General features: G+C 66.4%; 17 protein-coding genes. 14 read left to right on the top strand and 3 right to left on the bottom strand.

Annotated features, from left to right (window positions below; genetic code table 11):
- The first annotated feature begins 28 nt into the window (after nucleotides 1–28).
- Nucleotides 29–670, top strand: a complete 642-nt coding sequence (locus R3F42_14210) for a TIGR02281 family clan AA aspartic protease (GenBank protein MEZ5543172.1) — start codon at nucleotides 29–31, stop codon at nucleotides 668–670.
- A 24-nt stretch (nucleotides 671–694) separates the two neighbouring features.
- Here R3F42_14210 and folE2 read toward each other — a convergent pair whose 3' ends face one another.
- The 3 genes from folE2 to R3F42_14195 form a co-directional block, all read right to left on the bottom strand.
- A complete protein-coding gene (gene folE2 / locus R3F42_14205) occupies nucleotides 695–1,498 on the bottom strand; it encodes a GTP cyclohydrolase FolE2 (protein MEZ5543171.1) in 804 nt (267 codons plus the stop codon).
- A 198-nt stretch (nucleotides 1,499–1,696) separates the two neighbouring features.
- Nucleotides 1,697–2,608 carry a (2E,6E)-farnesyl diphosphate synthase gene (ispA, locus tag R3F42_14200; GenBank protein MEZ5543170.1) on the bottom strand — a complete coding sequence of 304 codons (912 nt, stop codon included), beginning with the start codon at nucleotides 2,606–2,608 and terminating at the stop codon, nucleotides 1,697–1,699.
- Nucleotides 2,589–2,831: an exodeoxyribonuclease VII small subunit gene (locus tag R3F42_14195; GenBank protein MEZ5543169.1), complete on the bottom strand. Its 243-nt coding sequence runs from the start codon at nucleotides 2,829–2,831 to the stop codon at nucleotides 2,589–2,591. The genes ispA and R3F42_14195 overlap by 20 nt, the downstream gene beginning before the upstream one ends.
- A gap of 188 nt (nucleotides 2,832–3,019) precedes the next feature.
- Here R3F42_14195 and R3F42_14190 point away from each other — a divergent pair, with 188 nt between their 5' ends.
- From R3F42_14190 to R3F42_14130, 13 genes are all read left to right on the top strand, one after another.
- Complete coding sequence (locus R3F42_14190) at nucleotides 3,020–3,439, top strand: rubrerythrin family protein (GenBank protein ID MEZ5543168.1); 420 nt, start codon at nucleotides 3,020–3,022, stop codon at nucleotides 3,437–3,439.
- A gap of 95 nt (nucleotides 3,440–3,534) precedes the next feature.
- Nucleotides 3,535–4,875 (top strand): heterodisulfide reductase-related iron-sulfur binding cluster, encoded by a 1,341-nt coding sequence (locus R3F42_14185; protein ID MEZ5543167.1) that lies wholly within the window; start codon nucleotides 3,535–3,537, stop codon nucleotides 4,873–4,875.
- Between the two features lie 11 nt (nucleotides 4,876–4,886).
- The gene (locus R3F42_14180) at nucleotides 4,887–5,471 is read left to right on the top strand and encodes a DUF3501 family protein (protein ID MEZ5543166.1); all 585 of its coding nucleotides are present in this window, start codon (nucleotides 4,887–4,889) and stop codon (nucleotides 5,469–5,471) included.
- 165 nt (nucleotides 5,472–5,636) lie between these two features.
- A complete protein-coding gene (locus tag R3F42_14175) occupies nucleotides 5,637–6,203 on the top strand; it encodes a CNP1-like family protein (protein ID MEZ5543165.1) in 567 nt (188 codons plus the stop codon).
- Between the two features lie 32 nt (nucleotides 6,204–6,235).
- Entirely contained in the window at nucleotides 6,236–8,122 is a 1,887-nt protein-coding gene (gene parE / locus R3F42_14170; protein ID MEZ5543164.1) for a DNA topoisomerase IV subunit B, read from the top strand.
- 145 nt (nucleotides 8,123–8,267) lie between these two features.
- Complete coding sequence (gene parC / locus R3F42_14165) at nucleotides 8,268–10,520, top strand: DNA topoisomerase IV subunit A (GenBank protein MEZ5543163.1); 2,253 nt, start codon at nucleotides 8,268–8,270, stop codon at nucleotides 10,518–10,520.
- A 150-nt stretch (nucleotides 10,521–10,670) separates the two neighbouring features.
- A complete protein-coding gene (locus R3F42_14160; protein ID MEZ5543162.1) occupies nucleotides 10,671–11,375 on the top strand; it encodes an energy transducer TonB in 705 nt (234 codons plus the stop codon).
- Nucleotides 11,372–12,010, top strand: a complete 639-nt coding sequence (locus R3F42_14155; GenBank protein ID MEZ5543161.1) for a MotA/TolQ/ExbB proton channel family protein — start codon at nucleotides 11,372–11,374, stop codon at nucleotides 12,008–12,010. The genes R3F42_14160 and R3F42_14155 overlap by 4 nt, the downstream gene beginning before the upstream one ends.
- Nucleotide 12,011: 1 nt before the next feature.
- Nucleotides 12,012–12,422, top strand: coding sequence for a biopolymer transporter ExbD (locus R3F42_14150; GenBank protein MEZ5543160.1), 411 nt, complete (start codon nucleotides 12,012–12,014; stop codon nucleotides 12,420–12,422).
- A gap of 168 nt (nucleotides 12,423–12,590) precedes the next feature.
- Nucleotides 12,591–13,178 carry a HupE/UreJ family protein gene (locus tag R3F42_14145; protein MEZ5543159.1) on the top strand — a complete coding sequence of 196 codons (588 nt, stop codon included), beginning with the start codon at nucleotides 12,591–12,593 and terminating at the stop codon, nucleotides 13,176–13,178.
- 23 nt (nucleotides 13,179–13,201) lie between these two features.
- A complete protein-coding gene (locus tag R3F42_14140) occupies nucleotides 13,202–13,771 on the top strand; it encodes a HupE/UreJ family protein (GenBank protein MEZ5543158.1) in 570 nt (189 codons plus the stop codon).
- A gap of 166 nt (nucleotides 13,772–13,937) precedes the next feature.
- Nucleotides 13,938–15,989, top strand: coding sequence for a TonB-dependent receptor (locus R3F42_14135; GenBank protein MEZ5543157.1), 2,052 nt, complete (start codon nucleotides 13,938–13,940; stop codon nucleotides 15,987–15,989).
- 253 nt (nucleotides 15,990–16,242) lie between these two features.
- Nucleotides 16,243–16,761, top strand: a complete 519-nt coding sequence (locus R3F42_14130; protein MEZ5543156.1) for a prepilin-type N-terminal cleavage/methylation domain-containing protein — start codon at nucleotides 16,243–16,245, stop codon at nucleotides 16,759–16,761.
- Nucleotides 16,762–16,763 lie beyond the last annotated feature (2 nt).

The following is a 16,763-nucleotide window of genomic DNA, read 5'->3' as shown; positions in this document are numbered from 1 at the left end:
TAAGGTGAATGTCGTGAACCTGGCCCTGATTATACGCATCCCGGTGCTGTGTGCGCTGCTGGCGGCTGCAGCCGGGCTGCAGGCGTCGCCCGACGTGCGCGTCGTGGGCCTGTTCAGCGGGCGTGCCGTGGTGCAGATCGATGGCCGCCAGGCCGTATTGCGGGTCGGCGAGACCGGGCCGCAGGGTGTCAGGCTGGTCGCGGCGGACAGCGAGACGGCCGTGCTGGAGATCGACGGGCAGCGGCTCGAGGCACGGCTGGACGGGCGGGTGAGCGCGCGCCGGCGCGATCCGCAGGTGCAGGAGTTCCAGGTCTGGCGCAACAGCAGCGGCATGTACACCACGGTCGGCAGCATCAACGGCCTGCCGGTGCCGTTCCTGGTCGATACCGGGGCCACCGACGTGGCGCTGAATTCGGCCCAGGCACGGCGGTTGGGCATCGATTACCGCGTGAACGGCACGGCAGCCGCGGTCACCACGGCGTCAGGCGTGGAGCGGGCCTGGCGGGTGCGCCTGGACAGCGTCAAGGTCGGCGAGCTGGAAGTGCGCAACGTCAGTGCAGTCGTCATCGAGGGGGCGCAACCGGCGACGACACTGCTGGGCATGAGCTACCTCGGGCGGCTGGAGATCGTCAACAGCGGCCAGCTGATGACGCTGCGCAAGAAATACTGACGCGGTTCCGCCGGCGCCGGCCTTTCAGGGCGCGGTCTTGTCGTGGGCGATGAGCGCGTAGGCCGAGTGGTTGTGGATGGATTCGAAGTTCTCCGACTCCACGGTATAGGCGCTGATGCGGTCATCGTCGTTGAGGCGGGCGGCGACGTCGCGCACCATGTCCTCGACGAATTTCGGATTGTCGTAGGCCTTCTCGGTCACGTATTTCTCGTCGGGGCGCTTGAGCAGGCCGTAGAGCTCGCAGGATGCCTCCTTCTCGACCAGATCTATCAGGTCCTCGATCCACACGAAACCGTTGGTCTGCGCATTGACCGTGACATGCGAGCGCTGGTTGTGCGCACCGTAGCGGGAGATCTCCTTGGAGCAGGGGCACAGGCTGGTCACCGGCACGACGACCTTGATGTTCATCCGCGGTTTGCCGTCGCTGATCTCGCCGATCAGGCTGACGCTGTAGTCCAGCAGGCTCTGCACCCCGGAAATGGGCGCGGCCTTGTTGACGAAGTAACTGAAGTTCATCTCGATGTGACCTGATTCGGCCTCGAGCCGGTCGGTCATCTCGCGCAGCATTTCACGGAATGAATCCACCGTGATCTCGTATTCGTGCTGGTTCAGGATCTCCACGAAGCGTGACATGTGCGTGCCCTTGAAGTTGTGCGGCAGGTTCACGTACATGTTGAAGGAGGCGATGGTGTGCTGCTCGTGGCCGCTGCGATCCTTCACCCGGACCGGGTGGCGGATGTCCTTGATGCCGACCTTGTCGATCGGTATGCGGCGGGTATCCGCACTGCCCTGTACGTCGGCAATGGCCTGGGTGTCACCGTGCAGCATTTTTGATGTCTTCATTGCAGTGTCCGGTCTGAAGCGCGGATACGGTCGCAGGCCGGGTCGGGCGGTCCCGGCACCTGCCGGTCCGTCGTGCTGGCCGGGACGCAGTGTTCCGGGCGCTGATAATCCTGACTAATTTGCTCGGGATATTAACCGAGGGCGGGGGTATGCGCAATCCATCCGAATGGGGTGGAGCGGCGGTCAGCGCTCGCGCTCGATGACGTAGCCCGCGATCCAGCGCAGCGGATCGGCGCGCCCGTCGAAGCCGGACAGGCTGTCCATGGCCGCGGCATGCAGTTCGCGCGCGCGCTGGCGGGCCGCATCCAGACCCATCAGCGCGGGGTAGGTGGATTTGTCGCGCGCATGATCCATCCCCGTCTGTTTGCCCAGCGTGCGGGTGTCGCCCTCCACGTCGAGGATGTCGTCGCGGATCTGGAACGCCAGGCCGATGCACTTGGCGTAATGATCCAGGTGCTCCAGCTGGGCCGCGCTGGTATGGCCCGAGCACTGCGCGCCGAGCAGCACGCTGGCGCGGATCAGGGCGCCGGTCTTGTGGATGTGCATGTCTTCCAGTTCGGCGATATTGAGCACCTGCCCGGTGGCCGCCAGGTCGATCGCCTGGCCGCCGGCCATGCCGCGCGAGCCGCTTGCCAGCGCGAGTGTATCCAGCATGTGCAGCCGGGTCGTGTGATCGACCTCGTCCGGCACGGTGTGGGCCAGCACGTGAAAGGCGAGCGACTGCAGGGCGTCGCCGACGAGGATGGCCGTGGCTTCGTCGAAGGCGCGGTGGCAGCTCGGCTTGCCGCGGCGCAGGTCGTCGTCGTCCATGGCCGGCAGGTCGTCGTGCACCAGCGAATAGGCGTGGATCAGTTCCACCGCGCAGGCCGGGGCATCCAGGCACGCGGGTGCGGCATCCGTGGCTGCGCCCGCGGCGTAGACGAGGGTGGGACGGATGCGCTTGCCGCCGTCGAGCACGGCGTAGCGCATGGCCGCGTGCAGCCGGGCGGGGTGGGTTGTGGCCGGGGGCAGCCAGCGTTCCAGCGCCCGCTCGAGACGCGCGCGACAGTCGTCGAGGAACGCCGCCAGCGCGGTCTCAGGCGTCTTCACTGTCAAAGGGGACGATCTCTTCCTGGGCGTGCTTCTGTGTCAGGATCTCGACTTTCTGTTCGGCCTCACGCAGGGCCTGCTGGCAGGCGCGTGAGAGCTGCACGCCCTGCTCGAAATGCGCCAGCGATTCCTCCAGGCTGAGTTCCCCTTGTTCCATTCGTTCCACGAGCTTTTCCAGCTCCTGCAGGGACTTTTCGAAGCCGGCGGTAACGGCGCGTTTTTTCGTCATGTCTTGAATCTTCCGGGCAATCGGCCTACGGTACAACACCCCGGAGAGAAGGGTCAATTTAGGGGCCGGACGGCAGCGCATGCCTTGACGGCGCGGGGTTGGACGCGTATGTTTACCCCACATATAGACCGAGTCTAAATCCGTCCGGTGCGACCCCGGAAACATCACTTGCGACAAGAGGAATCAACATGGATCTCAAAGGCAGCTCAACCGAACAGAACCTGAAAGACGCGTTTGCCGGTGAATCACAGGCCAACCGCCGTTACCTGTATTTCGCAGCCAAGGCCGATGTCGAGGGTTACAACGACGTTGCCGCGGTATTCCGCTCCACGGCCGAGGGCGAGACCGGCCATGCGCATGGCCATCTGGAATATCTGGAGGCCGTGGGTGATCCGGCCACCGGCCTGCCGATCGGCGGTACCTCCGACAACCTCAAGGCCGCCATCGCCGGCGAGACCCACGAGTACACCGACATGTACCCGGGCATGGCCAAGGCCGCGCGCGACGAAGGCTTCGATGAAATCGCCGACTGGTTCGAGACGCTGGCCAAGGCCGAGCGCTCCCATGCCAACCGTTTCCAGAAGGCGCTGGACGGCATGGAAGACTGACCGGGCAACCGGCCGCTGCAATCCGCGCGGGGCCAGCCGGCCCCGCGCATCCGCCCGGGCTGCCCCGGATAACCCGCCACACGGATCAGGAGCGTATGGGATCGACGACCGAAGGTACGCGTGAAGGCAGCCTGGAGGCGCCGACCCGCCACCCGCTGGACTGGACCAACCCGGATTTCTACGACGAGGAGAGCCTGTTCCGCGAACTGGAGCGCGTCTACGACATCTGCCACGGCTGCCGCCGCTGCTTCAGCCTGTGCAACGCCTTTCCGACGTTGTTCGACGCCATCGACGCGTCCGACACCCTGGAGCTGGACGGGGTGCCGCGCCAGGTCTACTGGGAGGTGGTCGACCACTGTTACCTGTGTGACATGTGCTACATGACGAAGTGTCCCTACGTGCCGCCGCACGAGTGGAACGTCGATTTCCCGCATCTCATGCTGCGGGCCAAGGCGGTGCGGTTCAGGAAAGGCGAGGTGCGCCGGCGCGATCGCATCCTGACCGCCACGGACGCCGTAGGCGCCCTGGCCGCGATCCCGATCGTGACCCAGGTGGTCAACGCCACCAACCGCAGTCGCCTCGGCCGCAAACTGCTCGAGCGGGTGTTGGACGTGCATCCGGACGCCATCGTGCCGCAGTACCACGGCAGGACGCTGCGCCGGCGCGTGCAGCGGGACGGTGGCGAGGCTGCCGTGCCGGCCGGTCCGACCACCGGCAAGGTGGCGCTGTTCGCCACATGTTACGGCAACTACAACGAGCCGCAGATCGGCGAGGACCTCGTCGCCGTGTTCCGGCACAATGACATCGCGGTCACACTGGCCGGCCGCGAACAATGCTGCGGCATGCCGAAGCTGGAACTGGGCGATCTCGAGTCCGTGCGGCGTGCGCGCGATACCAATATTCCGCAGCTGTTGGAGCTGGTCGAGGCCGGCTGGGATATCGTCGCGCCGGTGCCGTCGTGCGTGCTGATGTTCAAGCAGGAGCTGCCGCTCATGTTTCCGGATGACGCGGACGTGCAGCGCATACGCGCCGCCATCTACGATCCCTTCGAATACCTGATGCTGCGCCACCGGCACAACCGGTTGAAAACGGATTTCAAGCATTCGCTCGGTGTCGTCGCCTATCACGTCGCCTGTCACCTGCGCGTGCAGAACATCGGCATGAAGACGCGCGATCTGCTGCAGCTGATACCCGGCACCAAGGTGGAGGCCATCGAGCGCTGTTCGGGACATGACGGCACCTATGCCGTCAAGCAGGAGTACCACGAGACCTCGATGAAGATCTGCCGGCCGGTGGTGAACCGGGTGCAGCGCGCCGCAGCCGATTACTACAGCAGCGACTGTCCCATGGCCGGTCACCAGATCGAGAACGGGCTGGACGGTGACAATGCGCCGGTGCATCCGCTGACGCTGCTGCGCCAGGCCTACGGCTTATAGGGCGCGCAGCCATGGACAAGCTCACGCGCCGCGATCTCTACAGCCTCGAACAGTACGCCGAGCACCGCGGCGACATCCGCGCGCGCGTGCTCGCGCACAAGCAGGACCGCAAGGTCCATCTCGGCCCCAGTGCCACCCTGTATTTCGAGGATCGCCAGACCATCCAGTACCAGATCCAGGAGATGCTGCGCGTCGAGCGCATCTTCGAGCCCGCCGGCATCGAGGAGGAACTGGCCGCCTACAATCCGCTGATCCCGGACGGCAGCAACTGGAAGGCCACCTTCATGATCGAGGAGGCGGATGTCGATAGGCGCCGGCAGTTGCTCGCCGGCCTGGTCGGCATCGAGGACCGGGTCTGGGTGCGCGTCGACGGTCATGCCCCGGTCTTTGCCATCGCGGACGAGGATCTCGATCGCAGCACCGCCGAGAAGACCGCCTCGGTGCATTTTCTGCGCTTCGAGCTGAGCGTCGCCATGGTGGCGGATATGAAGCAGGGTGCCGCGCTGAGCATGGGCATCGATCATCACGCCTACATCTACCAGCTCGAGCCGGTGAGTCCGGCCGTGCGCAACGCGCTGCTCGCCGATCTCGACTGAGCGTCCACGCAGCGCCGACTGTTCCCGCGGTGGTGCGGGGTGTGCGCCGTTTTCGATACCTGATCAAGCGCTTGGAGTTATCCGCGTCAACGTTTCCGGCGTTGCGGCGCAGGTGGCGCTGCCGCAATTGGCGCGGCCTGTGTTTTTCATTAAACTGCGCTCCCCATGTATAAAGTGACCTCGCTGCTGCTGCCGGGACTGCGTGCCGTGTACATCACACTGCTGGCGTGTCCGGTGGCGCCCGTATTTGCCGGTGTGTTGCCGCCCGAGGACGGGCCGGTCGGCAGCAGGCCGCCGCCGGCGGAGGTGCAGCCCGCCCGGGAACAGGCGCTGGTCCTGCCCGCCTACCCGGAACAGGCGCGCCTGCTGGAACTGGATATCGATACGGGGGCGAATCCCTTTCGCTACTATCTCGATCCCGCGTCCCTGAGCGTGGGCAAGGATCGGGTGGTGCGCTTCACCAGCGTGATCGTGTCGCCGAGCGGTGTGTGGAACGTGACCTACGAGGGCCTGCATTGCGGGGAAAATGCCCAGCGGCGCTTCGCCTACGGTGCCGACGGCAACTGGCATGTGCTGCCCGAGACGGACTGGGAACGCATCCGCGGCGAGGGCACGCAGCGTTATCGCAAGGTACTTTATGACAGATACATGTGTCCGGCGACCGAACCACCGCAGGCGCCGGAGCAGATCCTGCGTCGCCTGCGCAGTGCGCGGCCGGCGCTGGGAGACTGATTACCGATGCAGTTCCTGAGAGAGAGCCATACATGACCGCCGCCTATGACGCTTCCGCCATCGAGGTGCTGAGCGGTCTCGAGCCGGTGCGCAAACGCCCCGGCATGTACACCGACACCTCGCGCCCCAATCACCTGGCCCAGGAGGTGATCGACAACAGCATCGACGAGGCCCTGGCCGGCCATGCCAAACGCGTGGAAGTCACGGTGTACAGCGACGGTTCGCTCGCGGTCAGCGATGACGGCCGCGGCATGCCGGTAGACATCCATCCCAACGAGGGGGTCCCGGGTGTGGAGGTCATCCTGACGCGGCTGCATTCCGGCGGCAAGTTCTCCTCCAAGAACTACCAGTTCTCCGGCGGACTGCACGGGGTCGGCGTCTCGGTCGTCAACGCACTTTCGCAACACCTGGAGGTCTGGGTGCGGCGCGGCGGCAAGGAATACAACATGGCCTTTTCCGGCGGGGAGAAGGTTTCGGCGTTGGAGGAGGTGGGCAAGGTCGGTAGACAGAACACCGGTACCACGCTGCGTTTCTGGCCCGATCCGAAATATTTCGACTCAGCGAAGTTCTCCGTCTCGCGCCTGAAGCACGTGCTGCGTGCCAAGGCCGTGCTGTGTCCGGGCCTGCATGTCAGCCTCTACGACGAGGCCGGCGCGGAGCGGCTGGAGTGGTACTACGAGGACGGGCTGCGCGACTATCTGCGCAGTGCCCTGGGCGATGCCGCGACCCTGCCCGAGGAGCCGTTCACCGGCCGGATGGAGGGCAACAGCGAGGCCGCGGAGTGGGCCCTGGCCTGGCTGCCTGCGGGCGGCGAGGCCGTGGCCGAGAGTTACGTCAACCTCATCCCGACCATCCAGGGCGGCACCCACGTCAACGGGCTGCGCATGGGATTGACCGAAGCGGTGCGTGAATTCTGCGAGTTCCGCAACCTGCTACCGCGCGGCATCAAGCTAAGTCCCGAGGACGTGTGGGACAACTGCAGCTACATCCTGTCGGTCAAGCTGGAGGACCCGCAGTTCAGCGGCCAGACCAAGGAGCGCCTGTCATCGCGTGAATGCGCGGCCTTCGTCTCCGGTGTCGTGCGCGATGCCTTCGGGCTGTGGCTCAACCGCCATACCGAGGTCGGCGAGCGCATCGCCGCGCTGGCCATCGAAAACGCGCAGTCACGCCTGCGCGCGGGCAAGAAGGTGGTGCGCAAGAAGATCACCAGTGGCCCGGCGCTGCCCGGCAAGCTGGCCGACTGCACCTCGACCGACAGCGAGCGGACGGAGCTGTTCCTGGTCGAGGGCGATTCCGCCGGCGGCTCGGCCAAGCAGGCGCGCGACCGCACCTACCAGGCGATCATGCCGCTGCGCGGCAAGATCCTGAATACCTGGGAGGTCGATCCTGCCGAGGTGCTGGCATCGCAGGAAGTGCACGACATCTCCGTGGCCATCGGCGTGGAGCCCGGCTCGGAACGGCTGGATGCGCTGCGCTACAACCGCGTCTGTATCCTGGCCGACGCCGATTCCGACGGGGCGCACATCGCCACGCTGCTGTGCGCGTTGTTCCTGCGCCATTTCCGCGCCCTGGTCGAGGCCGGCCACGTCTACGTCGCGATGCCGCCGCTGTACCGCATCGATGCCGGCAAGGAGGTCTATTACGCGCTGGATGATGCCGAGAAACAGGGTGTGCTGGATCGTATCGCGGCGGAAAAGATCAAGGGCAAGGTCACGGTGCAGCGGTTCAAGGGACTAGGCGAGATGAATCCGATCCAGTTGCGCGAGACCACCATCGCGCCGGAAACGCGCCGGCTGGTGCAGCTGACGGTCGATGCCAGCGACGATACCTTTACCGTGATGGACATGCTGCTCGCGCGCAAGCGCGCCGCCGACCGGCGCAGCTGGCTGGAGTCGCGCGGTAACCTGGCGGAGGTCTGATCCGGCCCGTGCCGGCGGCTGGACTGTTCGCGGACACGGACCGCGCCTATGGATTTTATGCGCCGGCTGGCCGGCATGGGCCGGGGCACCGGCGGGGCCGTTTGCGGCCGCTTTATTACAGGCATGACAACCAGGTTCTGATTCCATGGAAACAATCGAACTCGACTACGAGGGCATCGAGCAGCTGCCGCTGAAGACCTTCACCGAGAAGGCCTACCTGGATTATTCCATGTACGTCATTCTCGACCGGGCGCTGCCGCACATCGGCGACGGCCTCAAGCCGGTGCAGCGCCGCATCGTCTATGCCATGTCCGAGCTCGGTCTTGCGGCGAGCGCCAAACACAAGAAGTCGGCGCGCACCGTGGGTGACGTGCTCGGCAAGTTCCACCCGCACGGCGACTCCGCCTGCTACGAGGCGATGGTGCACCTGGCGCAGGAATTCACCAGCCGCTATCCGCTGATCGACGGGCAGGGCAACTGGGGTTCGCCGGACGATCCGAAGTCGTTCGCCGCCATGCGCTATACCGAGGCGCGACTCGCACCCTATGCCGAGGTGCTGCTGGCCGAGCTGGGGCAGGGCACGGTCGACTGGGTGCCCAACTTCGACGGCACCCTGGATGAACCGGCATTGCTGCCGGCGCGCTTGCCGAACGTGCTGCTGAACGGTGCCACGGGCATCGCCGTGGGCATGGCGACCGACATTCCGCCGCACAACCTGCATGAGGTCGCCGAGGCGGCCATCATGCTGCTCGACAAACCGAAGAGCACGCTCGAGGACGTGTGCCAGATCATCCATGGGCCGGACTTCCCGACCGGGGCGGAGATCATCACACCGCGTGCCGAGCTGCTCGAGGCCTACCGCACCGGGTACGGCAGCGTGCGCCTGCGTGCCTGCTACGAGGTCGAGCAGGGCGAGATCGTGATCACCGCATTGCCCTACCAGACCTCGGGCAGCAAGGTGCTCGAGCAGATCGCCGCGCAGATGAACGCGAAGAAGCTGCCCATGATCGAGGACCTGCGCGACGAGTCCGACCACGAGAACCCGACGCGCCTGGTGATCGTCCCGCGTTCGAACCGTGTCGACGTGGATGCCCTGATGTCGCACCTCTTCTCCAGCACCGGGCTGGAACGCACGGTTCGCATCAACCTCAACATGATCGGACTGGACGGGCGGCCCAGGATCAGGAGCCTGCCGGATATCCTGCGCGAGTGGCTGGAGTACCGCACCGCCACCGTGCGGCGCCGCCTCGAATTCCGTCTCGACAAGGTCAACAGCCGCCTGCACCTGCTCGAGGGCCTGCTGATCGCCTTCCTCAATCTCGACGAGGTGATCCACATCATCCGTACCGAGGACCGGCCGAAGGAAGTGCTGATGGCGCGCTTCCAGCTCAGCGAGGAACAGGTCAATTACATCCTCGACACCCGCCTGCGGCAGCTGGCGCGGCTGGAGGAGATGAAGATCCGCGCCGAGCAGGATGCGCTGCTCGCCGAGCGCGACGGGCTGCAGGCCACACTGGGTTCGGAGAAGCGCCTGAAGACGCTGATCAAGAAGGAGCTGCGTGCGGATGCGGAGAAGTACGGCGACGCGCGGCGGTCCGTGCTCGTCGAGCGCGAGGCCGCGCAGGTGCTGGACGATACCGCGCTGATCCCGAGCGAGCCCGTGACGGTGGTGCTGTCGCAGAGCGGCTGGGTGCGTGTCGCCAAGGGCCACGACATCAACCCGGCGGAGATGAGCTACAAGTCGGGCGACGGCCTGCTCATGGCCGCGCGCGGGCGCAGCAACCAGCTCGCGGTGTTCATCGATTCCAACGGCCGTACCTATGCGCTGCCGGCCCACAGCCTGCCTGGCGCGCGCGGGCAGGGCGAGCCGCTCAGCGGCCGGCTCAAGCCCGCCGACGGTGCACGTTTTGCCGGGGTGATGCTAGGTGAGCCGGAGCAGCTCTACCTGCTGGCCAGCGATGCCGGTTATGGTTTCGTCGCGCGACTCGCGGACATGGTGACGCGCAACAAGGCCGGCAAGGCGGTGCTGTCGGTGCCGAAAGGGGCCGGCGTGCTGCCCCCGGTGGCGGTGCGCAGCCAGGCCGACGACTGGATCGTCGCGGTCACCACCGAGGGTTACATGCTGGTGATCCCGCTCGGCGAGGTGCCGCAGCTGCCGCGTGGCAAGGGCAACAAGATCATCAATATTCCCGCGGCGAAGCTGAAGAGCCGGGAGGAATACCTGGCAGCCATCGAGTGCATCCAGGACGGCGAGAAGCTTACCGTGCATGCGGGCAGAAAATACAAAACGATGAGCGCCGCCGAGGTGGACGCCTTCGCCGGTGAGCGCGGCCGGCGCGGCCTCAAGCTGCCGCGTGGCTACCAAAAGGTTGAGCGCCTGGAAGTCGTCCGTACCTGACCCCGCCGCCCGGCCGGTGACGGCATGCCTGCCGTCGCCGGGTGCGACAATTTGTCGCGCGACACATTGCCACATTCTCCCGCCCCCCCCGCGGGGTTATATTTTCCTCACAATCTCAATAATTAAGCGCATCATTCACGGTATTCCCCGATGGCTGGACCGGCTCACAGCGGCAGGTGGACAGAACGGCGCGGCTGGCTGGTCGCGTTCCTGCTCGCCGTGACGGTGCATGCCGGTGTCTATCAGCAGCTGACCCTTGCCGGCCATGCTGTGAGCCGGCCCGATGCGCCGCCCGTGGTTACGGTCTCGCTGGTGACCCGCATGGCGGCACCTGCCACACCGGCGCCGCCGCCACCGGCGGTTGCGCCCGCACCGCCCCCCGAACCCGCGGTGGCGCTGCCGCAACCGCGCCCGCAGCCAGTCAGATCGTCGCGCACGGTGACACCACGGCAGAAGCCTGCAGTACCGGTCCGGCGCGCGCCCGCGCCGGCAGCGGCACCCGCGCTGGCCGTCGCCAGTGCCGAACCGACGAGCCCGGTGCAGGCCGCGCCGGCATCCGCCCCGCTGGAACTGCCGCGGGCCGATGCCGCCTACCTGAAGAATCCGCCGCCGGCCTATCCCAGGCTGCTGCTGCGGCGCGGTGTCGAGGGCAGTGTGCTGGTGCGCGCGCAGGTACAGGACGATGGCCGCTGCAGCCAGGTGCTGATCAAGGAGTCCAGCGGCTACCGGCCGTTCGACGATGCCGCCCTGGCTGCGGTGAAAGGCTGGCGCTTCGTGCCGGCACGGCAGGGCGGACGCACGGTCGTGGCGTGGGTCGATGTGCCGATCGAATTCAGGATTACCCGTACCCAATGAACCTGCTCACCTCCGACGCCATCGTGCATCTGACGCTGTGGCTGCTGGCGCTGTTCTCGCTCGCGAGCTGGACCGTGATCCTGCTCAAGTCCTGGCTGTTCCTGCGCGCCGCGCTGCAGAACCGGCGCTTCGCCCGCGGTTTCTGGCAGGCTGACGACCTGGATGCAGCGGCGGCTGCCGCCGCGCAGGGGCGGGGGATGCTGGCGGCGGTGTCACGCCGCGGCTTTGCCGCCGTGCGGGCGCCCGCCGCCGAGGGTGCGCTGCTCGCGCGCACCGAGCATGGCCCGATGCTGCTGGAACGCGCCCTGCGCGACGAGGTGCAGCAGCAGCAGCGCCGCCTGGACAGCGGGCTGATGCTGCTGGCCAGCGTGGGCTCGACGGCTCCCTTCGTCGGACTGTTCGGTACCGTCTGGGGCATCATGCTGGCGCTCGAGGGCATCAGTGCCAGCGGTTCGGCCGCACTCGATGTCGTGGCCGGACCGATCGGCGAGGCGCTCATCGCCACCGCGGTGGGTATCGCCACCGCCGTGCCGGCGGTTCTCGCCTACAACCACGGCTTGCGCCAGTCACGCCGCCTGGGTATCGAGCTGGAAAACTTCGCCGCCGATTTTGTCGAACTGCACACGCGGGCCTGACATGGCATTGCGGACACGTTCGGAACAGGAGGCGATGAGCGAGATCAACGTGACACCGCTGGTGGACGTGATGCTGGTGCTGCTGGTGATCTTCATCGTCACGGCACCGCTGATGACGCGCGCGGTGCACGTCGAACTGCCGGAAACGGCCGCCACCGCGCCGGTCGAGCAGGCGCCGCATGTGCACGTGAGCATGGATGCGCAGGGCGCAGCGTTCATCGACAACCGCCCGCTGGCGCTGGAGGCCCTGGAGGCCGAACTGGCGGCAAGGCTGGCGGCGCAACCGGGGCTGACCGTGCAGGTGCACGGCGACGAACGCACGCCCTATGGCAGCATGGCGCTGTTGATGTCGGTGATCCAGCGTGCCGGTGCCACCCGGGTCGACCTGGTGACGGTGCCCCTGCCGCACTGACGCGGTGCGCGGCATGGCCGCGCCGGAGCGGGTCGGGTTGTGCGGGCGTGTGGCCGGGCGCGGCCGCTTGCTGCATACTTGCACCTCGTCTCGGAATGCCACGTGCACCGCCGCCTGGAAATCAGGCCTGGTGCTAACCACCTCAGCGATTCACACTCGGGAGCTGTCATGGCCAATCACCTGCGCCGCTGCGGAATGTTACTGCTGCTGCTGGTTCCCGTGCTCGCCCTGGCGCACACGGATGGCGGTGCCGGGGCCGGCGGCGGTCTGCGCAGTGGCCTGCTGCACCCGGTATCCGGCATCGACCATGTGGTTGCCATGGTGGCGGTGGGTCTGTGGGGGGCGCAGCTGGGTCTGCCCTCGCTGTGGGTCCTGCCCGTGGCCTTCCCGCTGATCATGGCGCTGGGCGGTGCCGCCGGCGCCGCCGGACTGCCGCTGCCGGCTGTCGAAACCGGCATCGCGGCCTCCGGGCTGGTGCTGGGTCTGGCCGTGCTGTTCAGCATACGGGTGCCGCTGTGGCTGGCGCTGCTGCCCGTGAGCGTATTCGCGATCTATCACGGGCATGCGCACGGCACCGAGATGCCGACGTACGGTTCGCCGCTGCTGTACGCGGTCGGCTTCGTGCTGGCGACCGGCGCCCTGCACCTGTGCGGTATCGGTATCGGGTTGCTGTGGCGCTGGCCGGCCGGTCAATGGGTGGTGCGTGCGAGTGGCGGCCTGATTGCCGGTGTAGGCGGTTTCCTGCTGCTGCAATGACTCCGGCCAGGGCCGGCTGTGCTGTGGCGCTCTGGCTGTTGCCGGCGCTGGCATGCGCGCACGGCTGGGGTGGAACGAATACGCCGCTGTATGACGGTCTCCTGCACCTGCTGCTCAACCCAGCATTCGACCTGCCGGTGGCCGGCGTGGCCCTGCTGGCAAGTCGCGGCGGACGCGACGGGCTCGCGCTGGCACAGCTGGTGCTGGCTGCCGGTGTGATCGCTGGCGCGGCTGTCGTCGGCGCCGGCTACGTCTGGGGCGGCGCCGTGCTCGTCAGCCGGCTGCTCATCATCGTCGCCGGACTGCTGGTGGCCGCGGCCGTGCCGTTGTCGCGCGTGGCGATCAATGCAATCGTGCTGCTCTGCGGATTCCTGACCGGTCACGAGTTGCTGAGCAGCGAACCGCCGGCCGGAAACCCGTACTGGTTCAGCCTCGGCGCCGTGCTCGGTGCCATGGTATTGCAAGGCGCTGTCGGTGCGCTGACCCTGGTGATGCGCGCGCCGTGGACAGTGATCGCGATCCGGATTGCCGGGAGCTGGATTGCTGCCATCGGTATCATCTACGCCGGGTTTCTGTTCATACCGGCGCGCTAGAGCCATGCTGCCAGTGCTGACGGCAGCGACCGTCACACCGCATCGGCTGCGGCAATCCGCCGCATCGCAATCGAAAATGCTATCCCGGATAATTTCCCTAGCCGTCCGACGGCAAAAAACAAGCAATTCGAAAATCCAGTCTCAAATCAAAAGTGGGGATACCATCGTGCTCGTCAGAAGAAAAACATGCGCAGCGGCCGGCTGCCTGCTCGTTCCGTTCGTCCTGTTTCCCGGCATCGCCCAGACCGCAGAGGAAGCGACCCGCCTCGGTACCGTGACCGTGACCGGCACGGCGGTCGAGGAAGAAAACAGTTACCAGCTCGACGCGGAGGAGGTGCCCGGCATCGCCCCGGACGCGGCCAGCCTGCTGCACAAGGTGCCTGGCGCCAACGTCAATCGCAACGGTGCGCTCACCGGCATCGCGCAGTATCGCGGCCTCTACGGTGACCGGGTCAACGTCAGGATCAACGGGATCACCGTGCAGGAAGGCTGCACCAACAGCATGGATCCGCCACTCTCGTTCATCTCCGGCACCCAGCTCGAAGGCCTCGAGGTCATCCGCGGCATCGCGCCCGTGAGTTCGGGGCTGGAGACGCTGGGCGGCACCATGCACGCGCGCTCGATCCGTCCCGCCTTCGGCGGCGGCGATGACATGGAGGCGCGCGGCTCGCTGCGGCTGTCGGGCGCTACGGTGAACGACGCCGGCGCCGCCGGCGTGCTGGCCGGAGTGACCAACCGTACCCACCGCTTCTATCTATCCGGCAGCCGCGAGCGGGGCGACGACATCGAATTCGATGGCGGGACCATCCGTCCCAGCCGGCATGAGCGCGACAGCTACGGACTCGGCTACGGCTACCGCCGCGACGGCCACGCGGCCGACGTGGACGTTGCGCATCTCGACACCGGCCCGACCGGGACCCCCTCGCTGCCCATGGACATCGAGATGTCCGACACCGACACGGTCAGCACCGAGTATTCCGGTTACCTCGGTGCCCATGCCGTGCACGGCCAGTTGTTCCATTCCGACGTCCATCACACCATGACGAATTTCCTGCTGCGGCCCGATCCCGGCGCCGCCAACCGGCGGCTCAGTACCTCGGATGGCACCGGTACCGGTTACCGTCTAGACGTCGGCCGTGCGCTGGGCGGGGGTAAGCTGCTGGTCGGTGTCGACGGCCAGCTGGCGACTCACGATGCCGTGATCACCAACCCGGCCAACCCGTCCTTTCTCGTGGTGAACTTCAACGACGCCGAGCGCAACGTGTACGGTCTCTTCGGCGAATGGGATGGCGCCATCGGCGCAGGCTGGCGCAGCGAGTTCGGTCTGCGTCTCAACCATGTGCATACCAATGCCGGCCCCGTGAGCAGCACCATGGCACCGATGGCGCCGCTGGTCGCCGCATTCAACAGCGCCGACCGCAGCCGGGACGACAACAACCTCGACTGGGTGGCACGCTTCAACCATGTCCTCTCCGACAGCACCGATTTCGAGCTCGGCTTCGCGCGCAAGACCCGTTCCCCGTCCTACCAGGAGCGTTACCTGTGGGCGCCCCTGGAGGCGACCGCCGGGCTGGCCGATGGCAAGACCTATCTCGGTGACATCGATCTCGATCCGGAGGTGTCGCACCAGGTCGAGCTGGCGCTCACCATGGCGGCTGCCGGCAGTTATCTGGAGCCACGCGTCTTCTACCGGGATGTCAGCGACTACATCCAGGGTGTGCCACCAACCGGTGCGGCGCCGTATGACCTGAAATTCAGCAATGTCGACGCCACGCTCTACGGCGCCGATGCGGCCTGGGGTTACCGGATCGACGCGCGCTGGCGCGTGGACGGGATCGTCAGCTATGTGCGCGGCAAGCGCGACGACGTGTCGGATAACCTGTACCGTATCGCGCCGCTGAACGGCACGCTGGGACTCACCTACATTGCACCGGCCTGGGAGGTGACGGCGGAAGGCGTGTTCTACGAGCGCCAAAACAAGGTCTCCGCCTACAATGACGAAACCCCGAGCGCCGGCTATGCGCTGATGAACCTGTCTGGCAAGTACCGGATTCAGCAGGACCTGACGCTCTCGGGCGGGGTCGGCAACGTGTTCGATCGGCGCTATGCGCCGCATCTGGCTGGCATCAACCGTGCCGCCGGCAGCGATGTGCCCGTCGGCGTACGCGTGCCGGGCGAGGGGCGCAATTTCTACCTCGCGCTGCAGCTCGACTGGTAGCCCCGCGCCCATGCCGAGCACCGGTGCCTGCCTGATAACGGCGGGCACCGGCCGCCGTCCGCTTTCCCGCAGCCGCGGCCGGCAGGCCAGCCACCCCTGCCGGTGCGGCGCTACCCCTCCCCACAATCGAACCGCGCTGCGCACCCGCACCCGCGATTGAAACATCGAAATATCAATGACATAAGTGCGTCAAGCGGTGCGGATGGCTGCCGATAACCTGTTGTATTTACAGGTTTTCACCCGAGGCGGACAGATGACAGGCATCCAGCGGACGCTGCCAGATCGATTCCCGAAGTCGGCGGCCTCTGTGCGTGCGCCGCACCGGTGCGCCGGCTTCCAGCTGATCGAGCTGATGCTCGCCCTCGCGATCCTCATGATCGTGATGGCGATCGCCGTGCCCGGCTATGGCAAGTACCGGGAGCGTGTGGACACTGCGAACGCGATCGTCGGCATCAATACCCTGGTGCACAAGATCGAGCTGTTCGTCGCGGACAACCTGCGCTTTCCCGACGACCTCGACGAAATCGGCATGGCCGGCTTCACCGATCCCTGGGGTAATCCCTTCGTCTACACGCGTATCCTGGGCGCGGGTCCGGGTGTCAATGGCAAGGTCCGCAAGGACAAGAGCCTGCACCCGCTCAACACCGACTACGACCTGCTGAGCATCGGCAAGAACGGCCTGACCTCCAAGCAGATCATCACGCCCAAGGCACAGGACGACATCATCCGCGCCAACAACGGCCGCTACGTGGGTCTGGCACGGGACTACTGAGG

The organism is Pseudomonadota bacterium (assembly GCA_041395565.1).
Taxonomy (GTDB): Bacteria; Pseudomonadota; Gammaproteobacteria; order UBA9214; family UBA9214; genus UBA9214.
The sequence above is the reverse complement of the archived record's forward strand: the minus strand, read 5'-3'. Positions and strand labels throughout refer to the sequence as shown.

Bases quoted from the DNA above. Each gene is read 5' to 3' on its own strand.
- R3F42_14145 (MEZ5543159.1), top strand. From the start codon at position 12,591: ATGGCCAATCACCTGCGCCGCTGCGGAATGTTACTGCTGCTGCTGGTT.
- R3F42_14175 (MEZ5543165.1), top strand. From the start codon at position 5,637: ATGTATAAAGTGACCTCGCTGCTGCTGCCGGGACTGCGTGCCGTGTAC.
- R3F42_14190 (MEZ5543168.1), top strand. From the start codon at position 3,020: ATGGATCTCAAAGGCAGCTCAACCGAACAGAACCTGAAAGACGCGTTT.
- parE (MEZ5543164.1), top strand. From the start codon at position 6,236: ATGACCGCCGCCTATGACGCTTCCGCCATCGAGGTGCTGAGCGGTCTC.
- R3F42_14180 (MEZ5543166.1), top strand. From the start codon at position 4,887: ATGGACAAGCTCACGCGCCGCGATCTCTACAGCCTCGAACAGTACGCC.
- R3F42_14150 (MEZ5543160.1), top strand. From the start codon at position 12,012: ATGGCATTGCGGACACGTTCGGAACAGGAGGCGATGAGCGAGATCAAC.
- R3F42_14185 (MEZ5543167.1), top strand. From the start codon at position 3,535: ATGGGATCGACGACCGAAGGTACGCGTGAAGGCAGCCTGGAGGCGCCG.
- folE2 (MEZ5543171.1), bottom strand. From the start codon at position 1,498: ATGCTGCACGGTGACACCCAGGCCATTGCCGACGTACAGGGCAGTGCG.
- parC (MEZ5543163.1), top strand. From the start codon at position 8,268: ATGGAAACAATCGAACTCGACTACGAGGGCATCGAGCAGCTGCCGCTG.
- R3F42_14130 (MEZ5543156.1), top strand. From the start codon at position 16,243: ATGACAGGCATCCAGCGGACGCTGCCAGATCGATTCCCGAAGTCGGCG.
- R3F42_14195 (MEZ5543169.1), bottom strand. From the start codon at position 2,831: ATGACGAAAAAACGCGCCGTTACCGCCGGCTTCGAAAAGTCCCTGCAG.
- R3F42_14155 (MEZ5543161.1), top strand. From the start codon at position 11,372: ATGAACCTGCTCACCTCCGACGCCATCGTGCATCTGACGCTGTGGCTG.
- R3F42_14160 (MEZ5543162.1), top strand. From the start codon at position 10,671: ATGGCTGGACCGGCTCACAGCGGCAGGTGGACAGAACGGCGCGGCTGG.